Source organism: Labrenzia sp. THAF187b, from assembly GCF_009363375.1.
GTDB classification, from domain to species: Bacteria; Pseudomonadota; Alphaproteobacteria; order Rhizobiales; family Stappiaceae; genus Roseibium; species Roseibium algicola.
The window spans coordinates 1,091,744-1,115,668 of sequence record NZ_CP045344.1 but is presented as its reverse complement, the minus strand read 5'-3'; the positions used below and the strand labels follow the sequence as shown (position 1 = coordinate 1,115,668).

Annotated in this window: 18 protein-coding genes; 8 read left to right on the top strand and 10 right to left on the bottom strand. The window is 61.4% G+C overall.

Going from position 1 to position 23,925, the window contains the following annotated elements; all coding sequences use genetic code 11:
* Window positions 1–11: 11 nt before the first annotated feature.
* From FIV03_RS05120 to FIV03_RS05110, 3 genes are read right to left on the bottom strand one after another with little or no spacing between them, the layout of a single operon-like run.
* Window positions 12–1,112, bottom strand: coding sequence for a dipeptide ABC transporter ATP-binding protein (locus tag FIV03_RS05120; RefSeq protein ID WP_152508888.1), 1,101 nt, complete (start codon window positions 1,110–1,112; stop codon window positions 12–14).
* Window positions 1,109–2,104, bottom strand: a complete 996-nt coding sequence (locus FIV03_RS05115; RefSeq protein WP_152508887.1) for an ABC transporter ATP-binding protein — start codon at window positions 2,102–2,104, stop codon at window positions 1,109–1,111. The genes FIV03_RS05120 and FIV03_RS05115 overlap by 4 nt, the downstream gene beginning before the upstream one ends.
* On the bottom strand, window positions 2,094–2,810 hold the full coding sequence (locus FIV03_RS05110; protein WP_152508886.1) for an FCD domain-containing protein: 717 nt from the start codon (window positions 2,808–2,810) through the stop codon (window positions 2,094–2,096). Before FIV03_RS05110 ends, FIV03_RS05115 begins: the two co-directional genes overlap by 11 nt.
* Before the next feature lie 682 nt (window positions 2,811–3,492).
* On the opposite strand from FIV03_RS05110, the gene FIV03_RS05105 reads away from it, so the two are divergent.
* The 7 genes from FIV03_RS05105 to FIV03_RS05075 all read left to right on the top strand — a co-directional run bounded on the left by FIV03_RS05105 (window position 3,493) and on the right by FIV03_RS05075 (window position 11,607).
* The gene (locus tag FIV03_RS05105; RefSeq protein WP_152508885.1) at window positions 3,493–4,707 is read left to right on the top strand and encodes a transporter substrate-binding domain-containing protein; all 1,215 of its coding nucleotides are present in this window, start codon (window positions 3,493–3,495) and stop codon (window positions 4,705–4,707) included.
* Entirely contained in the window at window positions 4,704–5,306 is a 603-nt protein-coding gene (locus FIV03_RS05100; protein ID WP_022999317.1) for an ANTAR domain-containing protein, read from the top strand. Before FIV03_RS05105 ends, FIV03_RS05100 begins: the two co-directional genes overlap by 4 nt.
* Window positions 5,307–5,310: 4 nt before the next feature.
* Window positions 5,311–6,198, top strand: coding sequence for an ABC transporter permease (locus FIV03_RS05095; protein ID WP_088665254.1), 888 nt, complete (start codon window positions 5,311–5,313; stop codon window positions 6,196–6,198).
* Window positions 6,199–6,200: 2 nt separating this feature from the next.
* Window positions 6,201–7,121 (top strand): ABC transporter permease, encoded by a 921-nt coding sequence (locus tag FIV03_RS05090; protein ID WP_055656842.1) that lies wholly within the window; start codon window positions 6,201–6,203, stop codon window positions 7,119–7,121.
* Between the two features lie 71 nt (window positions 7,122–7,192).
* Window positions 7,193–8,821 (top strand): ABC transporter substrate-binding protein, encoded by a 1,629-nt coding sequence (locus tag FIV03_RS05085; RefSeq protein WP_022999314.1) that lies wholly within the window; start codon window positions 7,193–7,195, stop codon window positions 8,819–8,821.
* Entirely contained in the window at window positions 8,811–9,761 is a 951-nt protein-coding gene (locus FIV03_RS05080; RefSeq protein ID WP_152508884.1) for an acetamidase/formamidase family protein, read from the top strand. The genes FIV03_RS05085 and FIV03_RS05080 overlap by 11 nt, the downstream gene beginning before the upstream one ends.
* Window positions 9,762–9,825: 64 nt before the next feature.
* The gene (locus tag FIV03_RS05075; protein WP_152508883.1) at window positions 9,826–11,607 is read left to right on the top strand and encodes an ABC transporter ATP-binding protein; all 1,782 of its coding nucleotides are present in this window, start codon (window positions 9,826–9,828) and stop codon (window positions 11,605–11,607) included.
* Window positions 11,608–11,679: 72 nt separating this feature from the next.
* On the opposite strand, the gene FIV03_RS05070 is transcribed toward FIV03_RS05075, so the two are convergent.
* On the bottom strand, window positions 11,680–13,899 hold the full coding sequence (locus FIV03_RS05070) for an adenylate/guanylate cyclase domain-containing protein (protein ID WP_173013776.1): 2,220 nt from the start codon (window positions 13,897–13,899) through the stop codon (window positions 11,680–11,682).
* 201 nt (window positions 13,900–14,100) lie between these two features.
* On the opposite strand from FIV03_RS05070, the gene FIV03_RS05065 reads away from it, so the two are divergent.
* Window positions 14,101–15,147, top strand: a complete 1,047-nt coding sequence (locus FIV03_RS05065) for a FecR domain-containing protein (protein WP_152508881.1) — start codon at window positions 14,101–14,103, stop codon at window positions 15,145–15,147.
* A gap of 7 nt (window positions 15,148–15,154) precedes the next feature.
* Here FIV03_RS05065 and maiA read toward each other — a convergent pair whose 3' ends face one another.
* The 6 genes from maiA to xdhA all read right to left on the bottom strand — a co-directional run bounded on the left by maiA (window position 15,155) and on the right by xdhA (window position 23,788).
* A complete protein-coding gene (maiA, locus tag FIV03_RS05060) occupies window positions 15,155–15,799 on the bottom strand; it encodes a maleylacetoacetate isomerase (protein ID WP_055656853.1) in 645 nt (214 codons plus the stop codon).
* A gap of 209 nt (window positions 15,800–16,008) precedes the next feature.
* On the bottom strand, window positions 16,009–17,388 hold the full coding sequence (guaD, locus tag FIV03_RS05055) for a guanine deaminase (RefSeq protein ID WP_152508880.1): 1,380 nt from the start codon (window positions 17,386–17,388) through the stop codon (window positions 16,009–16,011).
* A gap of 66 nt (window positions 17,389–17,454) precedes the next feature.
* On the bottom strand, window positions 17,455–19,038 hold the full coding sequence (locus FIV03_RS05050; protein ID WP_152508879.1) for a xanthine/uracil/vitamin C permease: 1,584 nt from the start codon (window positions 19,036–19,038) through the stop codon (window positions 17,455–17,457).
* Window positions 19,039–19,106: 68 nt separating this feature from the next.
* Window positions 19,107–19,961 (bottom strand): xanthine dehydrogenase accessory protein XdhC, encoded by an 855-nt coding sequence (gene xdhC / locus FIV03_RS05045; protein ID WP_173013775.1) that lies wholly within the window; start codon window positions 19,959–19,961, stop codon window positions 19,107–19,109.
* Window positions 19,962–19,964: 3 nt separating this feature from the next.
* Window positions 19,965–22,307 (bottom strand): xanthine dehydrogenase molybdopterin binding subunit, encoded by a 2,343-nt coding sequence (gene xdhB, locus FIV03_RS05040; RefSeq protein ID WP_152508878.1) that lies wholly within the window; start codon window positions 22,305–22,307, stop codon window positions 19,965–19,967.
* Between the two features lie 17 nt (window positions 22,308–22,324).
* Complete coding sequence (gene xdhA / locus FIV03_RS05035) at window positions 22,325–23,788, bottom strand: xanthine dehydrogenase small subunit (RefSeq protein WP_152508877.1); 1,464 nt, start codon at window positions 23,786–23,788, stop codon at window positions 22,325–22,327.
* Window positions 23,789–23,925: the final 137 nt, after the last annotated feature.

Below are 23,925 nucleotides of genomic sequence, written 5' to 3'. Positions count from 1 at the left end.
AAGGGCTCGATTTATGGTCTTGCGGCCGTCGTCGGCTCTTTTTGTTGACTTCGGGTCCGGAACAGCGCGAAGCGCTTTTCCGCATTGGGGCTCCTTGGCGGTTCCTGAACCGGGGGCTGGGCATCGTCTGCAATCTTTTCCCAGTGGTGACAGGCGACGGTCCGGTCACCGGCAGCATTGGCTGGCGTCGGTTTCTCCCGGCTGCAAAGGTCGGTTGCGTGCGGACAACGCGGATGGAAACGGCAGCCTGAAGGCGGATCCAGCGGCGAGGGCACGTCGCCCAGGAGAGCGGCCTTCATCGACCGCCCATGGGGTGAGGCAATCGGGATCGCGCGCATCAGGGCCTGGGTGTAGGGATGCAACGGCTTGTCGAAGAGCGCATCGTTCGGCGCCAACTCGACGATTTCGCCCAGATACATGACAGCCACCCGGTCGCTCATGTGGCGGATGACCGCCAGATCGTGGGCAATCAGGATCAGCGTCAGGTCGAATTCCGACTTCAGGTCTTCCAGAAGATTGATGACCTGGGCCTGCACCGAAACATCCAGTGCCGAAACGGGTTCATCACCGACGATCACCTTGGGACCGCTGGCAAGCGCCCGGGCAATGCCGATGCGCTGGCGCTGGCCGCCGGAAAATTCGTGCGGATAGCGGTTGGCAAAGGCTGGACGCAAACCGACCCTGTTCAGAAGCTCGGCGACCTTCTGCCGCCTTTCGGTACGGGTCAGCGCCGTGTGAACCTTCATCGGTTCCTCGATCAGCGCGCCGACGGTCATGCGCGGATTGAGCGATGAAAACGGGTCCTGGAATACGAACTGCAGGTCTTTCCGCAACCGGCGCATTTCCTGTTCGGACAGGGCGGAAATGTCGTTGCCGTCGTAAAGAACCGCACCGTCCGAAGGTGTCAGCAGGCGGACGAGAAGACGCGCCAGCGTGGATTTCCCGCAGCCGCTTTCTCCTACGATGGAGAAGGTTTCTCCACGTTTGATGGTCAGCGATACACCGTTGACGGCACTGACCGAGGTTGCCGGCCTGAAAAGGCTCTTGCGGCCGCCGAAGCGCTTGGTGACGGCGCGCGTCTCGATGATCTTGTCCCGGGTTGGCAGGCTCATCCGGCTGCCTCCGCAAATGCGCGTTCCAAGGGGGCGTAATGGCAGGCGGCCCGGTGAGATGTGCCAAGTTCGACAAGTTCCGGCGTCGTATCGCAGCCGGTTCCGGCAAAGGGGCAGCGCGGTGTGAACCGGCACCCGGACGGCATGTTGTCGATGGCAGGCACCATGCCGCCAATGGTTGCCAGCCTGCCGGACCGGGGCCCGACCGACGGCACGGAGCTCATCAGGCCGATGGTGTAGGGGTGTTGCGGATCGTCGAAAATTGCGGCGACCGGGCCTTCCTCCACCGCGCGCCCCGCGTACATCACACAGACGCGGTCGGCGATTTCGGCGACGACGCCCAGATCATGTGTGATCATGATCAGCGCCGTTCCGCTCTCCTTCTGCAGGTCTTCGATCAGGTCGATGATCTGAGCCTGGATGGTCACGTCCAGCGCGGTGGTCGGCTCGTCGGCGATCAGCAGAACCGGGTCGTTGGCAAGTGCCATGGCAATCATGACGCGCTGACGCATACCGCCGGAAAGCTCATGCGGGTAATCGTCCAGCCGGCTGGAAGCGGCCGGAATCTTGACCCGTTCCAGCATTTCCAGCGCCCTTGCGCGGGCCTGCACACGGTTCACCGGGCGATGACGCAGCACGATTTCCGATATCTGGTCGCCGATCCTGTAAGACGGATTGAGCGAGGTCATCGGCTCCTGGAAGATCATGGAAATACGGTCACCGCGCAGGTCGGCGAGAGCGCGCTCTGGCAGGGCCAGAAGGTCCTGCCCAGCGAAAGTTGCCGTGCCGGACATGACCCGGGCAACTCCGCGGGGCAGCAGGCCCATCAGCGACAGGGCGGTCACCGACTTGCCACAGCCGCTTTCTCCGACGATGCACAGGGTTTCGCCCGGACGAACGGCAAAGGACAGACCGTCGACGATGTTTGCCGGGGCACCCTTGAAACGGAGCGAGAGGTCCTGAACCTCAAGAACGGGGGCCTCAGTCGGCATTTGCCGCCTCGCTTGCACTCTGGAAAAGGAGACGCTCCTGCAGCGCCAGCAGGTGGGCGCGCATGGTCTTTTCCGCGGCGATTGGGTCCCGGTTGGCAATGGCCGCGATGATGTCGACATGCTGCGCCCGGTACAGTGTCAGGGCATCGTCGGTTCTCAACGCTTCGCGCACATGGCGCCAGGCGGTGTCCTGCCGGACCCGGTCCACAACGTCGAAAAGTGCCAGGAACAGTGTGTTGCGTGCTGCCCGTGCAATGGCCCGGTGCAGGGCGCTGTCCCAAAGTTCGCGGCTGTCCATGTCCTCGGCCTTGCCGACGCGGTCCGCAAGGTCGCTCATGGCGGCAATATCGGAAGGCGCGGCGCGCAGCGCGGCCAGCCGGGCCAGCACCGGCTCTATCTGCAACCGGACTTCCATGACTTCGAGCATGTTGGAGTTTTCGTGCAGCGACAGGATCTGCTTTTCCGGCTGTGCAGGTTCGCTGCCGATGAAGGTTCCCGCTCCCTGCCTGCGCCAGATCTTGCCTTCGGTTTCAAGCACTTCCAGCGCCCGGCGTACGGCCCTGCGGCCGACACCGATGGTTTCGGACAATTCACGCTCGGTGGGAAGCTGTTCCACGCCCTCAGCCGTGAGCTGGTCCACGATGATCCGAAGTCGTTCCAAAGCCATGCTGGAGTTGCGCTGCGAAGGTTTGTCGGTGCCGCTCATGCCATACCAATTCGAACCAATTTGAATTGGTCGCATTATTGGCGCGATATTTTTAGCTGTGCAAGTAGTGCATTTTGCCAAGATGTGCCCGATGCGGGTTTCGGACCGGGCTTGAGAGTTCAGGACTTTAACGGCAAGGCTTCAGTCAGAATTTCTGTAACTATATGTAGAATGTGAAGAAAAGCCTCAGCGAGGCCTGAAGGGGACACCTTTGGGAAAAGACTTTGCGAGGTGCTTGCCTGAAATTTGTGCTGGGGAACAAATTTTAATCGGTTCCGCTATTTTCGTCAGGTTATCTCCCGAGGCGAAATTTTGTATTGCATCCCCTTCATCAAGGGGTTGATTGTTGCTTGGTTCGGGAGAAAATTTGCCATTCTTTTCAAGAAAAAGAGTGATTTTTGATGCTCTAGCTCCCGGTTGGCGAAACTCCCGGAATTGGTTCATAGGAGGCCGTTTGTCGCCGTTGTCACTTGTGGCGAAATTTTATGCGTGGCTGATCTTTGAGCTTTGCGGCGATTGACAAGATTTTTTTCTTCGGCGATCCTGATATCGAAATAGCGGCAATCGTTCAGCCGCACGGCAATTGCGCCCCGATCTGTCGCAGGTGACCACCTGCGGGTCGGGGTTTTTTTATGTTCAGCCCCCGCGGTTTGCATCGTTCGGCTGAAGGGCAGGGTAATACATGGCCTTTGGTGAAATACCGGTTGGCGTTCTGTTTTCGAAATCCGGTTCTTATGCCGCGATCGGGCAGGAAGGCTATTGGGGTGCCCGGATCGCCATTGATGAAATCAACGCCTCAGGCTTGTTCGATTTCCGTTTCCTGCGCGTGGATGGTGACCCGAAGGGTTCTGCCGAAAACTACGCCGTCGAAGCGGACAGGATGATGCGTGAGGCCGGCTGCCGGCACATCATCGGCACCCAGACCTCCTCCTCCCGCAAGGAAGTCTTGCCGGTGATGGAGCGTGGCCGCGGGCTGCTCTGGTACACCACGCCTTATGAGGGCTTCGAAAGCCATGATCGTGTGGTCTACACAGGCGCTTGCCCGAACCAGGGCGTGGTTCCGCTTTTCCGCCACATCGTTCCGGAATCCGGCCGCCGGGCTTTCCTTCTCGGGTCCAACTACATCTGGGGCTGGGAAACCAACCGCATTGCCCGCGAACTTCTGGCCGGGTGTGACGGCGAAGTTCTGGGCGAGCGTTATGTCGCCATCGGCGACGAGAACATCGACCATCTGATTGTTGAAATCCGCGAAAAACGGCCGGACTTCATCTTCAACAACCTGATCGGCGAAAGCAGCTACGCCTTCCTGCGCGCCATGAAGAGGCTTGCGAAGGAAGATCCCGCCTTTGCGCCGAACCGATGCCCGATCCTCAGTTGCAATCTGACGGAAGCCGAGCTGCCGATCCTGGGGGCTGCCGCCGAGGGCCTTGTGTCCACCTCGACATACTTCGAAACGCTGGATACGCCGGAAAACGAGGATTTCTTGAGCCGGCTGGAAGGCTTGCGCGGCCCGGATGCGTCGATTTCGTCCATGTTCGTCGGCCCCTATGAGGCCGTCTGGCTGCTCGCCCGCGCTATCGAGGCCTGTGGTTCGGATGCACCGGATCATGTCCTGGCGGAATTGTGCCGCCGACCGCACCGGACGCCGTTGCGCGACATCCGGATCGATCCGCAAACGCAGCACGCTTACCTGCAGCCGTTGATCGCGGTGGTGGAAACCACCGGGCCCGAGCGCATCCGCTCCCGGTTCCGCATCATCGAAAAGACGTCCGGCCCATTGGCGCCGGATCCCTATCTGGTTCACTATGACCCGCTGGAAAGCAACACCGGTTCATCTGGTGATACACCGGTACCGGACAACGGCAATTCGCCGAGACTGAGGCTGGTGTCGTCATGAGCAGCCTGTTCCGCACCCCGAGTTTCCGCGGTTGGTCCGCGACTGTGCTGCACAAGCCGCATTCCGACAGGGATGCCGTGTGCCGGCAGCTCGACCGTCTCGGCATTGCGGTGTCGACCGCCTGGCCGGAACTTCCCGAGGAAGCAAGGCAAGCCGATCTGGTGATCTTCGACGCCGATGCCGGTCACGATGCCCAGTTCCCCTGGCCGGTTGAGGAACACCCGATGCCGATGATCGCACTGATGGGCAGCGAGGCTCCCGGGCGGGTCGAATGGGCCATCCGGCGCGGTGCCATTGCCCATCTGAGCAAGCCCATCGCCTCCAGTGGTGTCTACGGCGCGCTTGTCGTTGCCACGCGAACCTTTGCCATGCGCCGCGCATCGGAGGAAAGGATCGCGAAACTGGAAGCCCGCCTTGCCTGTCGGCCTCAGGTGGCCGAAGCCATCCTGCTTCTGATGCAGCACCAGGGCAGCGACGCCGATACCGCCTACAAACTTCTTCAGGACATGGCGATGGCGAGCCGGCAAACCATGGAAGACGTTGCGCTTGATCTGCTGGCGCGTTCAGGAGGGCAGAATGCCGGCCGACGTGAAGCCTGAAGCAATGCCAGACACCGTGAAAACCGCCGCACCCGAGATACCGAAAGGCGTCTGGCGTCGTCTCCTGGAAAGGAAACTCGCCGTCTTTGCCCTGGCCCTGGTCGGTGTAATCGTCGGGGCCGCAGTCTTTGCCCCCTTTGTCGCGCCTTTCGACCCGGCGGAACAGTTCTTCGAAGGGCTGACCCTGGAGGGCGCGCCCCTGCCTCCGGGCGAAACCTTCTGGCTGGGCACGGATCTGCTCGGGCGCGATCTCCTGTCACGTCTGATCTACGGCGCGCAGACCTCGCTGATCATCGGGGTCGTCGCCAACGGGATCGCCGTTGCGGTCGGTGCCTTTGTCGGCATCCTCGCCGGTTTTTTCCGTGGCTGGGTGGAAACGGTGCTGATGCGCTTCACCGACCTGATGATGGCCTTCCCGGCGCTGCTGCTTGCCATCACCCTGGCGGCCCTGTTCAGACCCTCGCTCTGGATCGTTGCCATGGTGATCGCCATGGTCAACTGGGTGCAGATGGCGCGTGTCGTCTATACCGAAACCAGGTCGCTGTCGGAGCGCGAATTCATCCTGGCCGAACGGGCCATGGGCGCAGGCCTCTTCCGTATCCTGTTCCGCCACATCCTGCCGCACCTTCTGTCGACCATCGTCGTCTTCGGCACGCTGGGCATCTCGACGACAGTGCTGCTGGAGGCAACGCTCAGCTATCTTGGCATCGGCGTACAGCCGCCGACCCCTTCCTGGGGCAACATCATCTACGAAAACCAGACCTATTTCACCTCGGCGCCCTGGCTGGTGTTCTTCCCGGGTATTGCCATCATCGCGCTGGCGCTGGGCTTCAACCTTCTGGGCGACGCCCTGCGTGAGGTGCTCGACCCGACACAGAAGGGGAGGCACTGATCATGGGTGGTTATATTCTGCGCCGGGTGTTCCAGTCCGTGCTGATCCTAATCGGCATCACCTTCCTGACCTTCGTCCTGCTCTATCTGATCCCGGCCGATCCGGCCCGCCAGATCGCCGGCCGCAGCGCCACCGCGCAGACGGTCGAGAACATTCGCGAACAGCTTGGTCTGAACCTGCCGTTTTACCAGCAGTACTTCCGTTATCTGACCGGTCTGCTGCAGGGCGATCTCGGCCGCTCCTACCTGCAGAAGACGGAAGTGGGCGCGCTCATCTGGTCGCGTCTGCCGGCAACGCTCCTTCTCATGGTCGGTGCCATCGTCTGCGAACTGGCGATCGGACTTACCATGGGGCTCGTCGCAGCCCTGCGCCGGAACACGGCGACAGATACGAGCCTCATGGTCCTTTCCTTCGTCGGGGTTTCCTCGCCCCAGTTCGTGATCGGCATCCTGCTGCTCTACGTCTTTTCGGTGCAGCTCGGGTGGTTCCCCATCGGCGGTTACGGCACCTTCATGCACATGGTGCTGCCGTCGTTGACCCTCGGGTTCCTGGGCGCCGGCTGGTACTCGCGCATGATGCGCTCGTCCATGATCGACGTGCTGCGCCAGGACTTCATCCGCACGGCGCGCGCCAAAGGCCTGAAACGCTGGCAGGTCCTGTTCGGCCATGCCCTTCCCAACGCCTTACTGCCGATCATCGCCATGATCGGGATCGATATCGGCCTCTTCATGAGCGGCATCGTGGTGGTTGAAAGCGTGTTCGGCTGGCCGGGCATCGGCCAGCTCGCCTGGCAGGCCATCCAGCGGGTCGATATTCCCATCATCATGGGCGTCACGCTCGTGTCCGCATTCGCGATCGTGCTCGGCAATTTCCTTGCCGACCTGATCGCTCCCCTGATTGATCCGAGGATCAAGCTGCGCTGACGCGCGGCAACCGCCGGAAAACCGCCTTCAGAGCGGCCCGGCACTTCACCGTAAGAACCGGAGGTTGGACTATGAAGAAGACAGTATTGGCAGGGGCCGCCGCCCTTCTCGCCGCCACCGCCCTGACATCGGCATCCGCTCTGGCGGACGACATCAAGCAGGGCGGATCGATGATCGTCACCTACAAGGACGACGTCTCGACGCTTGATCCGGCAATTGGGTACGACTGGCAGAACTGGTCGATGATCAAGAGCCTGTTCGACGGCCTGATGGACTATGAACCCGGCACCACCAACCTGATGACGGACCTGGCCGAGGACTACACGATTTCCGATGACGGCACGGTCTTCACCTTCAAGCTGCGCGAAGGTGTGAAGTTCCACAACGGCCGCGAGATGACCGCGGAAGACGTCAAATATTCTCTCGACCGTGTCACCAATCCGGCCACCCAGAGCCCGGGCGCCGGTTTCTTCGGCTCCATCAAGGGCTTTGATGCCGTGGCTGCCGGCGATGCCACCAGCCTGGAAGGTGTCACCGTCGTCGATCCCTATACGGTCAAGATCGAACTGTCCCGCCCGGATGCGACCTTCCTGCACGTGATGGCCATCAACTTCTCGTCCATCGTGCCGAAAGAGGCCGTGGAGGAATTTGGCGCTGACTTCGGCAAGCATCCGGTCGGTACCGGTGCGTTCTCGCTGGAAGAATGGACGCTCGGCCAGCGCCTGGTGTTCAAGCGCAACGAGGACTACTGGCGCGCGGGTGTGCCCAAGCTTGACGAAATCACCTTTGAGGTCGGCCAGGAGCCGGTGGTTGCGCTCCTGCGCCTGCAGCGCGGCGAAGCCGATATTCCGGGCGATGGCATTCCCCCGGCGAAGTTCCTGGAAGTGACCAAGGACCCGCAATACAAGGATCTGATCATCGAAGGCGGCCAGCTGCACACCGGCTATGTCACCATGAACGTGAAGATGCCGCCCTTCGACAAGCTGGAAGTGCGCAAGGCCGTCAACATGGCGATCAACAAGGATCGCGTCGTGCGCATCATCAACGGCCGCGCAGTCCCGGCAAACCAGCCGCTGCCGCCCACCATGCCGGGCTATGACAACGAGTACACCGGATATGCTTATGACCCGGAAGCCGCCAAGGCGCTTCTGGCCGAGGCCGGTCTGGCTGACGGGTTCGAAACCGAACTCTATGTCTACAACACCGACCCGAACCCGCGCATTGCCCAGTCCATCCAGGCCGATCTTGCCGAAATCGGCATCAAGGCTGAAATCAAGGCACTGGCCCAGGCCAACGTGATCGCGGCCGGCGGCGAGCCCGACCAGGCGCCGATGATCTGGTCCGGCGGCATGGCCTGGATCGCCGACTTCCCGGATCCGTCCAACTTCTATGGCCCGATCCTGGGCTGTGCCGGCGCGGTCAAGGGCGGGTGGAACTGGTCCTGGTACTGCAACGAGGAGCTGGACAAGCAGGCCACGGCTGCCGACAGTATCACAGACCCGGCGAAGAAGGCCGAGCGTGAGGAAGCCTGGCGCAAGATCTTCATCTCGGTGATGGACGACGCGGCCTGGGCACCGGTGTTCCACGAGCAGCGTTTCACGATGCGGTCCGAGCGGCTGGGTGGCCCCGATGCCATCTTCGTCGATCCGGTCCACATTCCTGTCAACTACGACTACGTTTGGGCGAAAGATGTGCAGTAACTGCAAGGCCGCTTACACGATCCACGCGGCACAGCACCACTTCGGTTGGGACAACTCCAATACCCCGGCCGAAACGGTGGCACCTGGCACGGTCCTGGAATTCGAATGTCTCGACAGTTCGGCCGGGCAGCTCACGCCCGAAAGCACTGTCGCGGATGTTTCGACGCTGGATTTCGGCAAGATCAATCCGGTCAATGGCCCCATCTATGTGGATGGGGCCGAGCCGGGGGATGCGCTGGTGGTCAAGATCCACGAGTTCAAACCCTCCGGCTTTGGCTGGACTGCCAACATTCCGGGTTTCGGTTTGCTGGCGGACCAGTTCAAGGATCCGGCTCTGCATATCTGGTCCTATGACAAGGACAAGCTGGGAACCTCGGCGTTTGCCCCGTTTGGCAAGGTGCCGTTGAAGCCGTTTGCCGGCACCATCGGTGTCGCCCCGGCGGAAGCGGGTCTTCATTCCATCGTTCCGCCCCGGCGGGTCGGTGGCAACCTTGATATCCGGGACCTTGCCGCCGGAACAACGCTCTACCTGCCGGTGGAAGTTGCCGGAGCCCTGTTCTCCATCGGCGACACCCACGCGGCGCAGGGCGATGGCGAGGTCTGCGGAACCGCTATCGAAAGCCCGATGAACACGGTGGTCGAGCTGGACCTGATCAAGGGTGCCGATCTCAAGATGCCGCGGTTCGAAACCCCGGGCCCGGTGACCCGCCATCTCGACGAGATGGGCTACGAAGTCACCACCGGTATCGGCAGCGATCTCTTCGAAGGCGCCCAGGCAGCCGTTTCCAACATGATCGATCTCCTGTGCGCCCGTCACGGCTACAGCGCGGTCGATGCCTACATGCTGTGTTCGGTCTGTGGCGATCTCCGGATTTCGGAAATCGTGGACATGCCCAACTGGGTGGTCTCGTTCTACTTCCCGAAGGTCGTGCTTCAGTAACAGCTGGGCGGCGGTCAGCGCCGCCGCCCGTTTTCCAGAGTTCAAGAAAGACCAGGGCGTCCGGATGTCCAGCCAGCCAGACCATGTAGCCGTTGCCGAAGACGTTGTTCTTTCCGTAAGAGATCTGCGCACGGACGTCGCGACGCCTTCCGGCCGCAAGACCGTGGTCAAGGGCCTGTCGTTTGACCTGAAGCGCGGTGAAACCCTTTGTATCGCGGGCGAATCCGGATCCGGAAAGTCGATCACGGCTCTTTCCATCATGGGACTTCTGCCGGAGCCGATGGCCCGGGTCTCCGGCGGCGAGGTCCTGTTTCAGGGCAAGGACCTGATCAAGCTTCCCGAGGACGCCATGCGCCGCATTCGCGGCGGCGACATCGCCATGATTTTCCAGGAGCCGATGACCTCGCTCAATCCCGTGCTGACGGTAGGCCGCCAGTTGCGTGAGGCGATCCTGGCGCATCAGGATGTCTCGGGTAGTGAAGCCAACAAGCGCGCTCTGGCAATGCTGGAATCGGTGCGTCTGTCGGAACCGGCACGGCGGCTGAAACAATATCCGCACGAGCTTTCCGGCGGCATGCGCCAGCGGGTGATGATCGCCATGGCGCTGGCCTGCAATCCGAAGGTGCTGATTGCCGATGAGCCGACGACGGCGCTCGACGTGACGATCCAGGCACAGATCCTGCAGCTGATCCGCGACCTGCAGCGCGATTTCGGCACGGCGGTCATCATGATCACCCACGACATGGGCGTCGTTGCCGAAATGGCCGACCGGGTGATCGTCATGAACCACGGCAACATCGTGGAAAGCGGCACGGCGTCAGACGTGTTCGAACGTCCGGCGGACACCTACACACGGCACCTTCTGGAGGCAGTACCCAAGCTTGGAGCCATGACCGGTGTTGACAGCGCGGCCCGGAAAAAGGACCAGCCCGAAGCGCCGGTCCTCGAGGTGGAAGACCTTGTCGTCCGCTTCGACCTGCATGGCGGCCTGCTCAACCGGGTGACATCCCGTGTTCATGCGGTCGAAGGCGTGTCCTTCACGCTGGCACCCGGGGAAACCCTGGGCCTCGTCGGCGAAAGCGGCTGCGGCAAGTCCACCATCGGCAAGGCGCTCATGAACCTGGTGCCCTGGGAAGGGAGTATCCGGATTGCCGGCCAGCATGTCGGCATCGGCAGCGCACAGGAGCAGCAGCGCCGCAGGCGCGACATGCAGATGATCTTTCAGGATCCCTATGCCTCCCTCGATCCACGCATGACCGTCGGCGATATCGTCGGCGAACCACTGGTGATCCACGGTCTGGCGCGGGGCAAGGACCTGAAGGACAAGGTGGCATCGCTGTTCGACCGGGTCGGCCTTCCGGCCGATGTGATCACCCGTCATCCCCACGAATTCTCCGGTGGTCAGCGCCAGCGCATCTGTATTGCCCGCGCACTGGCGCTTTCGCCCAAGGTCATTGTCGCGGATGAAAGCGTCTCGGCGCTCGATGTTTCGGTGCAGGCCCGTGTTCTGGATCTACTGCAGGAACTGCAGGAGGATCTTGGCCTCGCCTACCTGTTCATTTCCCACGACATGGCGGTTGTCGAGCAGGTCTCGCATCGGATCGCGGTCATGTATCTCGGCCAGATCGTGGAGATGGGAACGCGCCGTCAGGTGTTCGAAAACCCGCAGCACGACTATACCAAGCGACTGTTGAAGGCCGTGCCGATCCCCGATCCCAAGCGCCGGCGCACCGTTTTCGATGTACCGACGGGCGAAATCCCCTCACCGGTGCTGCCGCTTGGGCAATCGGTCGAGCGGGTGCGTTACCATGATGTCGGCGACCGGCATCTGGTGGCTGTTGCCTGAAACCGCCGGAAACGACCGTGGGGCTGGCGACGATTAACCCCGCATGCATCTTGCGAGAATGCACTGCAGGCGCTACTCCCCGGCAAGTTCCTCGATGATGGGTGACGGCATGAAACTGTCGTAGAAGGCGCTCAAGTCGACCGGAGCCACCGCGAGACAGGCGTTCACAAGGCGTTCGATCTCAGCGCGACTGGCGACGCGCGAGCGTCCTTCGATAAGTTCCCTGTGCCGCCTTACCAAAGCCTGCCACTCATTCGTGCAGGCAAGTGTCTCATCGCCGACAAGCGCGTAAAGAGTCGCGGGCTGAGCCTTGCCCTTGAGTGTAATCGACCCTGCTTCCAGAAGCGCCATGGACTTGCACGCGGTGGCAGTTGTCTGCGACAGCAAAATGGGCCAGCCGACCTGCTTGCAGGATGCCTCGATCCTGGACGCAACGTTGACGGCGTCACCGATGACCGAGTAGTTGAACCGCGAACTCGATCCCATGTTGCCAACGCAACCAGGTCCGCTGTTCAGGCCGATGCCAATGTGGACGTCACCCAATTTATGGGGTCCGGACTTGAAGCCAAAGGCATCACGGTCGTTGAGTTCCTTGACGATTTTTATCATGTCCAGCGCTGCATGGGCGGCCTTGACCGGATGATCGGCAACGTCAAGCGGCGCGTTCCAGAACGCCATGATTGAATCGCCAATATATTTGTCGATTGCGCCTTCCCGTTTCTGGATGCATTCCGATAGTGGAGACAGGAGACGGTTCAGGAACGCGACCACGTCTTCGGGGGGCAGATTTTCGGATATCGGCGTAAACCCCCTCACGTCCATGAACATCATCGTCATGTCGCGGATTTCGCCGCCAAGGCGCAGTGTGTGAGGCTGTTCTTCCAGCTTTCTGAGCAAGTCCGGTGCGAGATAGCGCTGGAACGCCCTTCGGACAAACCGCTTTTCCCGCTCCGCGAAGGCAAACATCAAGATTGTGGTCAGAAGAAAAATAAGCCCTGAAACCAGCATGGGGAAGACCGGATCCAGAAGGAGGCCATAGCTGGAAAAGGCAAACCAGCTTCCGCCGCTAACTGCTGCGCTCAGGACAGCGCCAACGGCAGCCGATGGGATCGCGCCCGTTGACGGCAATATGGCGCCGATGATGAGTGTCACGATGAACAACGCCGCGATTTCGGCTCCGGTCGCCCAGTCGGGACGGTTGAGAAACGAATTTGACAGGATCTGATCAATGATCTGCTGATGCATGAAAACACCCGGAACACTCTCGCCGAGAGCCGTGAGCCTGATGTCTCGCAATCCGGCGGCTGACGATCCGAAGAGAATGATATGGCCTTCGATCAGGGGGGCCAGCTCCTCGTCCGACAGGTTCAGAAGATCCCTCGCAGAAAGATAGAGAGACGGGTCATTGCGCGTATAATAGATCAGCAGATGGCCATTGGCCGTCACCGGAACCTGGAACTCTCCGACCTTGAATTCGGTCATGGCGAGTGTTCCTGCACTGAACTCGCCGCTCGCTTCCGAAGTCTTGAGAACAAAGGTCTTGTCGCCAAGTGCGACACGAAGCGTCTCAAGTGCCAGGGCCGGATAGATTTCACCGTTCAGGCCGGCAATGAACATTGGAACCTGGCGCACCACCCCGTCGGAATCCGCCTGCCCAAGGGAAATCGTACCACTTCCCTCCGCGACAGCCTGATAGGGCGGCAGGCTCATCACGCTGCCTCTGATCGGGTCGAGGAGCGGTATCGGATCTTCCCCGAGGACGACATAGGCAGCCTTGGCATCGGGCAGCCCCATTGCCGACCTCGGTTCGTTGAAAAACCCGAGGATCGTTGGCAGCCCGGCCATTGACTGAACGAAAACGGCATCATTGTCGGGTATTCCCGAGAGCAGTGGCTTGATCGCGTCGCGGCCGGGCCAGCCGCGTTCTTCCAGCTCCCGCAAGAACCCCGCCGGTCCTGTCCGGTCGGGCTCGGAAAACACCATGTCAAAGGCGGCGCAGGCAGCTCCCAGGTTCTGAATACGCTCCAGAAGTTTGGCAATCTGCGTACGCGGCCAAGGCCATTGGCCAAGTTGCGCTATCGACATCTCGTCGATGTCGATGATCCGGATTGGTTGACCCAGAGCCTCCCTCGGTTTGAAACGCTGATAGGTGTCGAAGGTGATCCAGCGCAGGGACGCTATGAACGGGGGATCGGACAGGCGAAGTTCACGGGCGCCGAAAAGGAGGATCAGCGTCAGACCCAGGACGAAAACGTGCCTGTTGCGTAGCAAGTTGAAAAGTGTCTTTCCCACCGGCATGCCCCTGACCGACATAGCTGTTCGGGTGCCGCGACACCATTCCCATGTCCGGTGCCCACTCTACGCTAGAATACGCGTTTCTGAGAAAAATAGACCTTGACAAAAAGAACAGTGTTTGGGTCGGGAAATCGGAAACGATTCGTTAATTGGTTAAGGATGTGGTAAAATTCCATCGGTCGGGCCGGAGTGGGAGCTATGAGGTTTGCCCCGGTTTTAATAGTTTTATCGTTGTCCATCTTTTATTCGTCGGTGTCCTTGGCCGATAAGGTTGGCATAACCGTTGATGCAAGAAAGACCGTCAAAGCGACGGGGGGAAGTGACCCCCGCATCTTGGCATCAAACACATCCATTTTCAGGGACGACCGGTTGCGGGCAAATTCCAGCGGAAACGCACAAATCCGGCTGATCGACGGCACCAAGATTGTTGTCGGCCCCAATGCGGATGTGAAGATCGATGACTTCGTGATCACGGGTCAGACTGTTAGCAAGCTTACCGTTAGTGCAACGCGCGGCGCCTTCCGCTTCATCAGCGGGCGCAGCAAGTCTTCCGCCTACAGTATCCGGACGCCGAATGGCACGATCGGCGTGCGGGGCACGGCTTTCGATGTGACCATCACGCCTCAGGGAACCAATGTCGCCCTGTTGCGCGGTGCGATCAACGCGTGCGACAGGAGCGGGCGTTGCCAGTTGGTCAGAAACCGGTGTGACTATGTCCTTATCGGTCGGCGCGGCGTGAAAAAGGATCGGCTGAATTCGGATTCGCTCCGAAATCGGTCGAAGTCACTCTTTCCGCTACTTGTAAATGAGTCGAACCTGAACCGACAGTTCAGGCAGCGCGGGTCTGGATGCACCGTGAAAAATGCAAGACTGGCACCTGATCGGGCTCCCGAGCAGCAACCCAGGAACATTTTCCGCGCCCTCTTCAGTCCGCGACAACCAACCGAGAACCCGAACAGCCCCGTGTCGAACAGCCCAGGTTCGAACAGCCCAGAACCGAGCAATTCCGTCTCCAGTTCACCAGAACCGGCGGCACAATCTGGCAGTGCGCCTGCGAGTGCGGGTGTTCCCAACAATCCGGGCAACAGCAATGCTGTCGGCAACGCGGGAGAAAGATTCTCCGGCGGCTCTCGCGGAAACAGTGCAAACGCACCCGGCCAGAGCAGCGATTCACCGGGCAGGAGCGGCGGCACACCGGGAGAAAACAGACAGGCCCGGAACCAGGCTGAACGCCGCAACAATTAGCCTATTGTCAGGCGGGCGGCGCGCCGATGGCATCCGGATGGGCGTCCTTGAACGCGTCGAGGGCTTCGGCGGCAGCTGCCGCGCGCAGGATTTTCGGAAATCCGGAAACATCCACACCCCAGCGATTGGCGTTATAGAGCTGAGGCATCAGGCAGCAGTCGGCCATGCTCGGCGTTTCGCCGTGGCAGAACGGACCGTTATCATCCAAAAGGTTCTCGAAGGCGGCAAGGCCCTTGCCGATAAAGCGCTGCATCCAGGCTTTCTTGGCATCATCGCCACCGCCGGTCAGCTCCGCCACATGACCAACAATGCCGAGATTGCAGACCGGGTGGATTTCCATGGCAATGGCATAGGAGAGCTGGCGCACCCGGTACTGGCCGTCGACATCGTCCGGCATCAAGGTCGAACCCGGCGTGGTCGCATGCAGATATTCGATGATGGCCAGCGACTGGGTCAGCGTCTTGCCGTCAACGATCAGCGCTGGCAACAGGCCCTGAGGGTTGAGAGCGAGATAGTCATCTTCCAGATGGGCGCGGGTAAGAAGGTTCACCGGCCGGTAGTCAACATCAAGCTTCAGCAGATTGAGCGCAATGCGAACGCGATAGCTCGCCGAGGACCGCCAGTAGTCATATAAAACAATATCTTTCGCCACGAATCCCTCCCAGCAACACGGTGTGCATTGATACACTTATTTGGCCATGAATTGGCAAGTCCGTGTGCGTGGAACGGTATCAAAAGCCGATTTTTTGCTGAGCCGGTGAAGAAGCCCTTGCCGTTATCTTTTCTCTTCCACTGGAGGTCACCCCGGGTCTCGCGATGCTCGCCCGGGGTGACTTCGAAGTTCGTGGCCAGGTTCGCAGGTCAGGACAGTACGAGGTCCTTTTCTCGGGCAGCAGGCGTTTTGCGTGTCCTTGCTGGCGCGGTTTGCGGGACCGCCGGTGCCTTGCCCTTCTGCGGCTTGCCGGCGACATAGACCTCGTCGATGGACCGGTCGTCGCCCAGCATCTGCAGAACGAAAAGCTCTTCCGCAAGGGTCGACGCCCGCTCCATGCGCAGGGCCATCGCCTCGGTCGCGCGGCTGTCCAGCACCACGATGTCCGCTTCCGTGCCTTCGTCCAGTGTGCCGATCCTGTCTTCCAGGCCGAGCGCGACGGCATTGCCGCGGGTGATCCAGTGGAAGGCCCGGAACGGATGCAGTTTCTGATCCTGAAGCTGCAGGATCTTGTAGCCCTCGTTCAGCGTCTGCAGCATGGAATAGCTGGTGCCGGCACCGATATCGGTGGCGATGGCGTTGACGATGCCCTTGGAGCGCAGGCCCGCGTCGTCGAAGAGACCGCTGCCGAGGAAGAGGTTGGACGTGGGGCAGAACACCGGCCGGGCGCCGGTTTCGGCAAGAGCGTCGATCTCGCGCCGTTCCAGGTGGATCGAGTGGCCGAGCAGCATCTTGTCCGACAAGAGGCCGTAGCGCTGATAGACGTCGAGATAGTCGCGCGCTTCCGGGTAGAGCTCCAGCGTATAGGCGATCTCGTTTTTGTTTTCCGAAAGATGGGTCTGGACGAAACAGTCCGGATGCTCTGCAACCAGCGTGCCGGTCATTTCCATCTGGTCCGGGGTCGAGGTGATCGCGAAGCGCGGCGTGATGGCGTAGCTCGCACGCCCTCGTCCATGCCATTTGGCGATCAGGTCCTTGGTGTCGTCGTAGCCGGATTGCGGCGTGTCGCGCAGCCCGTCCGGGGCGTTGCGGTCCATCAGCACCTTGCCGCCGATCATTCGCATGTTGCGCTGCTCTGCTTCCTCGAAATAGGCCTCCGCCGAGGCCTTGTGAACCGAACAATAGGCAACGGCCGTCGTGGTGCCATGGTCGGTCAGCAGGTCGAAGAAGCGGCAGGCCATGGCGGCAGCATGGCCTTCATCCGCAAAGCGGGTTTCTTCCGGGAAGGTGTAGGTGTTCAGCCAGTCAAGAAGTTGCGCACCCCAGGACGCGACAATCTGCACCTGCGGAAAATGAATATGGGTGTCGATGAAGCCTGCCATCAGCAGTTTCGGCCTGTGATCGATGATTTCCGCATCGCCCGCCCCGGCAACCACTTCGCAATAGCTGCCACGCCGCAGGATGAGGCCGTTTTCGATCAGAAGCGCACCATCCTCGACGTAATCGAAGGCGGAGGTGTCGTCCGGGGATTGCGGCTCGGCTGAAAAAGTCAGCAGGCGGCCACGAAGCAAGAGACGGTCGGAAGGCATCGAGAAAGGTCCCGTTTGTCGGAGTTCGGGGCGGAAGATCCGCCCCGAAGTGGTTTTAGGTCTGGTTCATTCGCCCGGGCTGACCTGGGCAGTGGTAATCGGCTCGGCTTCCGGCTCTGCCGCGTCTTCACGGTGGAAGATCGGGTAGATGAACAGGAAGGCGGCGGCGATCAGGTAGCCGAGGCTGACGGTGGTGAATTCCGGCCAGTGCAGCGTTGCCGAATGGATGATCCCGACAGAGGCCATGGCAAAGGCGGCAAAGGCGAAGCCGCCGGCATTGCGGAACTTGCCGTCAATGACGCTGGCAACGATGGCGCCCCAGATGAGACCCGTCAGGATGGCACCCTGGCTGAGGGCGAGGTGACCTTCGTAATGGGCACCTTGCTGCAGCAGCGCTGCGGTCAGTTTCGGATCGCCAAGGGCCAGCATACCGGTGGCTCCAGTCGCGCCGAGCGCGCCGATCAGCGAGCCCCACTTGATGATGAGGAAGCTGGAGACATGCGGCATCATCGCGATGGTGACGGCGGCCATATGGTCGGTGCGCACGGCATGGGCGGTGTTGGTGATGAGGCTGAGCGCGACGAACACCAGAACGGGGGCAGCGGCGGCTACCGGGATCAGGTTGTTCAGGAAGGCAAGCAATCCGAAAAAGGCCGCCAGCGGAATGACCGCGCCGACGCCGATCACATAACCTGCATGTGCCCCCATGCGCTTGTAGGCCGGGTGGCCGATATAGGCGGTCGTCGGGAAGGGCGAACCGAACAGCGCGCCGATCATGGTGCCGACACCGTCGGTGATCTGGCAGGTTGCCACCGGATAGTGGTCGCCTGCGGCTTCCGCGCTCTCCACGTTGTTCATCGTTTCGATGAAATTGTAGATCTGCACCGGCACCAGCACCAGGAACAGCTCCGGATGGTTGAACAGGTGCTGGATCCCGGCCATCAGGTCGCCAAGGTAGGGAACGGGCGGATAGAAGCCGACACCCTCGAAGCTGATTGTCGATTGACCGGTGGCCAGCGCGACCCCGGTGCCGACCATCAGGGCCAGCAGGCCGGCCGGAATGTTGAACGGCAGGCGGAACCGCCCGACGAGGCCCCACAGGATGATGATCATTGAGGCGAAGCCAATGAACGGGTTCTCGAACACCGTTGCAAGCGGCACGGTGCCGATGAACACCAGGGCGATGCCGCACAAGGTGCCGAGCATGCCCGCACGCGGGGTCACCTTTTTCAGCCAGGGGCCGACAACCGCACCGAGGGCTGCGACGATGCCGCCCATGAAGCCCGCGCCGATGCCGACCTGCCAGGCGAGAACCGGATCATTGGTCGCCCAGTAGATCGGTCCGATGACGCCGAAGAGATAGACGAACATCACCGGTGTCGAAATGCCGTAAGGCAGAGCGGTCACGTCGCGGCCATGCTGTGCGGCGGCGCGTTTGGCCAGCAGGACATAGGCGGCGACACCGGCCAGGATCGCGATGGCGGCACCCGGCACGATCTTGCCGTAGACAATGTCCGCCGGCATCTGGAATACGAACTGGCAGATACCTGCCAGCACCATGAGGTTTACGAGGTTGTCGGTGAACAGGGCCCAGAAGGCGCTGAAATCCCCCCTCGAAAACAAAGTGTAGTCGTTCCTCCCAACCCGCATGTCGGGTCTCCTTTCAGGGTAAGACAGCCGTCCTGTTCCATCTCCCATTGGACAGGGCAGCCGTTGTTTCACTGCGCGGCCTCCAGCAGCGCAGCCTCCTCCGTATCGCCGGCAGCTCTTGCGCCCGAGGTCAGGGCGGTCAGGACTTCTGCGGCGACAAAAGCGGCAATGATCTCGGGGCGCTTGTCCCGGCTGGCGGTTGCGCCGATCGGGCAGGTCAGCTGGTCGATGGAAAGGCCATTGCAATGGCTGTTGCACCAGGAGCGCAGCTTGGCGCGTTTTGTGGCCGACCCGATCATGCCGACATAGGACGCATGACCGATCTCCAGGGCGGCCGACGTCAGCAGGAAGTCCAGACCGTGGTCATGGGTCAGCACGATAAAGGCACTGCCCGCGGGCGCATTGTAGATCTCGACTTCCGGAATGGCCCGCAGGCGCATGTCGACATGCGCCTGGCATTGCGCCAGCTCTTCCTTGCGCATGTCGACCAGTACGCAGTGCACCGGCGCATGCTGCAGCAGGTCGGCAATCGCCCGGCCGACATGCCCCGCGCCCATGACATAGACATGCGGCAGCGCATCGTCCTCGGCCTGCAAGCGGCTGATGACTGCCAGCCGTTCGGCTTTGCGCATGCGTGCAAGTGATACTTCCACCCGTCCGCCGCAGCACTGGCCGATTTCCGGGCCGAGCGGCAAGTCGAGCCTGGAGGAAAGCGTGCCTTCGGCCAGCATGGAACGGGCCTGGGTAATGACGATGTGCTCCAGTTGGCCGCCGCCGATGGTGCCGAAGAGGCTGTTCGGGGCAACGAACATCTCCGTGCCGGCTTCCCGGGGGGACGATCCTCGAACCCGCGTCAGCACGACACGGACGATCGGGTGGGCTGAGCCGAAGAAGCTTTCGGTCTGGCTGGAGCGCATTGTCATGATTTACTCCCGGGTTTTCAGCCGCTCGATGGCCATCAGCACCCGCTCCGGCGTTGCCGGGGCATCAAGGCGCGGGCATTCGCGGTAATCGGCGACACTTGCAACGGCCATGGAAAGCGCCTCGAAGACGGACACACCCAGCATGAAAGGCGGTTCGCCCACGGCCTTGGAGCGCTTGATGGTGCGCTCCTTGTTTTCCGACCATTCGGCAAGCTTCACGGTGAACTGGCGCGGCCGGTCGGATGCGAGCGGGATCTTGTAGGTCGACGGCGCGTGGGTCCTGAGGCGTCCGGTCTGGTCCCACCACAGTTCTTCCGTCGTCAGCCAGCCCATGCCCTGAATGAAGGCACCTTCCACCTGCCCCTTGTCGAGGATCGGGTTCAGCGACTTGCCGACGTCATGCAGAATATCGGTCCGCTCCACCCGGTATTCACCGGTCAGCGTGTCGACGGAAACTTCCGAGCAGGATGCGCCATAGGCGAAATAGTAGAACGGGCGGCCTTTTCCGGCGGCGCGGTCCCAGTGGATCTTCGGCGTCTTGTAGAAGCCGGCGGCCGACAGGTGCACACGGGCCATGTAGGCCTGGCGGACAAGATCATTGAAGGACACCAGTTCGGACCCGATCTCGACCATGTTGTTATGGAAGCGGATGGTTTCCGGTTCGGTGTTCCAGCGCTCGGCGGCAAAGGCGACCAGCCGTTCCTTCAGCTGTTCCGCCGCGTTCAGGGCGGCCATGCCGTTGAGGTCGGAGCCCGACGAGGCAGCGGTTGCCGATGTATTCGGCACCTTTTCGGTCGTCGTCTTGGTAATCTTGATGCGCTCGAAATCCACCTGGAAGGCATCGGCGACAACCTGGGCGACCTTGGTGTTCAGGCCCTGGCCCATTTCGGTGCCGCCATGGTTCAGGTGGATCGATCCGTCATTGTAGATGTGGATCAGCGCGCCGGCCTGGTTGTACCAGGTGGCTGTAAAAGAAATGCCGAACTTAACCGGTGTCAGCGCAATACCCCGTTTTAGAATGGAGGAACGGGCATTGTGCTGCAGGATCGCCTCACGGCGGGCCTGGTAGTCAGAGGAGCTTTCGAGTTCTCCGATCAAGCGCGGCAAGATGTTGTCCTCGACCTCCTGATGATAGGGGGTGAGGAGGCGGCCGTCGTTGCGGTCGCCGTAGAAGTTGGCCTTGCGGATTTCCAGGGGGTCCTTGCCGAGCGCATAGGCGATCTCTTCGATCATGCGTTCGGCGGCGACCACGCCCTGTGGCCCGCCGAACCCTCGGAAAGCGGTGTTCGAGACCGTGTTGGTTTTCATCGGCCGGCTGGTGAGCCGGACATTCGGATAGAAATAGGCATTGTCCGCGTGGAACAGCGCGCGGTCGGTCACCGGCCCGGAAAGGTCGGAGGAATAACCGCAACGGGCCGCGAAGGTGCCGTCGACAGCCTCGATCCGGCCGCTGTCGTCGAAGGCAACGTCGTAGTCGACCACAAAGTCGTGCCGCTTGCCGGTGGCGGTCATGTCCTGGTCACGGTCCGGGCGGATCTTTACCGGGCAGTTCCACTTCTTCGCGGCGATGGCAGCCACCGCGCAGAAGAGGTTCATCTGGCTTTCCTTGCCGCCGAAGCCACCGCCCATGCGGCGGACGTTGACCGTGACCGCGTTCGACGGCACGCCGAGCACATGGGCAACCATGTGCTGTGCCTCGCTCGGGTGCTGCGTGGAGCAATGGACAATAACTTCATCATCCTCACCCGGTATGGCAAAGGCGATCTGGCCTTCCAGATACATGTGGTCCTGGCCGCCGATCGTCATCCGGCCCTGGATGCGGTTCTTCGCGCTGTCGAAGGCAGGGGCGATGTCGCCGCGTTCCAGCTTCAGCGGTGCGGTGACATGCGGATAGCCGGCCTCCATCGCACTGACGGGATCAAGCGCATGCGGCAGGACCTCATAGTCGATCTTTGCCAGCTCGGTGGCCCGCCGGGCAGCGTCACGGCTTGTTGCGATGACGGCAAACAGCGGCTGGCCATGGAATTCCGACTTGTCGACCGGGAACACCGGTTCGTCGTTCTGGCCCGTGGGGCTGATGTCGTTGCAACCCGGAACGTCGGCCGCCGTCAGCACGCCGATGACACCGGGAGCTGCCAGAACCGCCTCCAGATCCATTGACCTGATCAGGCCGTGGGCAACCGTGGACGTGCCGAGATAGGCATGAAGGGTGCCCTGCGGTTCGGCAATGTCGTCGCAATATTCTGCCCGGCCGGTGACGTGTTTTTCCGCGCTGTCGTGGCGGCGGTCGGTATGGACAGCGCCGCTGATCGACTTCTTGGCGTCCGTGATGATGTTGTGTTTCATGTGGTTCGCCTCAAAACTCAAGCAGACAGCAGATCGACCGCTTCCGTGGTCGTTTCGTCATGGGTCAGGAAGAAGCGCTGCAGCAGGTTGCGCGCGGCAGTCGCCCGGTACTCGGCCGAGGCGCGCCAGTCGGAAAGCGGTGTGAAATCGGCTTCCAGCGCCTTGCCGGCAGCCACGAACGCAGCTTCCCCCCATGGCTGGCCGCGCAGCGCGGCTTCGGCCTTGGCGGCCCGCTTCGGCGTGCCGGCCATGCCGCCGAATGCCAGGCGGCAATCGGTGATGCGGCCTTCGGAAACGGTCACGCAGAAACCGGCGGCCACGGACGAGATATCCTCGTCCCGGCGCTTGGAAATCTTGTAGGCAGCGTGAAGCTGGCCGGAACGGGGCCGCGGGATCAGGATGCTCTCGACGAATTCGGAGGGCGCCCGGTCCTGTTTGCCGTATTCGATGAAGAACTGCTCCAGTGGCAGGCTGCGCTGCGTGGCTCCCTTGCGCAGAACGATTTGCGCTCCGAGCGCGATCAGCACGGGCGGCGTATCGCCGATCGGCGATCCATTGGCGATGTTGCCGCCGATGGTGCCCATGTTGCGCACCTGTTGGCCGGCGATCCGGTCCCAGTAGCTTTTCAGATGCGGGAAAATCTCGCAGATGGTCTCCTGCGCTTCCGAGTAGGTGACGCCTGCGCCGATCTCCAGCGCTGTGTCGCTCAAAGTGACCGATTTCAGCTCTTGAAGGTGGCTGATGAAGACTGCCGGGCCGATGGGGCGCATGAACTTGGTGACCCAGAGACCGACATCGGTGGAACCCGCAACGATGGTCGCCTGCGGAAAGTCTTCCAGAATGGCTGCAAAGTCGGCGACATCCGCCGGAAGGATCGCCTGATTGTCGTCAAGGCCGGTGACGACACGGCGGCCGTCGGAAAGCGCTGCCAGCCGTTCGGTGATGGTTGCCCGTTCCGTTTCCAGGAAATCCTGCGCTGGCGAGCCGTAGCGGTTGGCGGCCATGGCGGCGGCAATGATCGGTTGGTAACCGGTGCAGCGGCAGAGATTGCCCTGGATCGCGCTTTCGACTTCCGTTTCTGTCGGTTCCGGATTGCCCATCCACAGCGCGTAGAGCGACATGACGAAGCCAGGGGTACAGAAGCCGCACTGGCTGCCGTGGAAATCGACCATCGCCTGCTGGATCGGATGCAGACCGCCGTTTTCTCCCCGCAGATGCTCGATGGTGACCACGTGGCATCCATCAAGCGACGCGAGAAACCGGATGCAGGCATTGACGGTCTCATACTTCAGAACCCCGCCGGCCAGCCGGCCGACCAATACCGTGCAGGCCCCGCAGTCGCCTTCCGCACAGCCTTCCTTGGAGCCCGTCAGCCGGCGTTCCAGGCGCAGGTAGTCGAGCAGGGTCTTGTCGGCAGGCGCATCCGTGACAATCACGTCGGCGCCGTTCAGCAGAAACCGGATTTCTGTGCGGTGGGTCATCGCGTCCTCGGGCAAAGTCTTCTCTCAGCCGAGGACGGTACGCTTCAGGACACTTGCAAAAAATCCGATGATTCCGGAAATTCTTTCAACAGATCATTGAAAATGGCCGTGCGATACTGTGGCTCAGGAAATGCGAC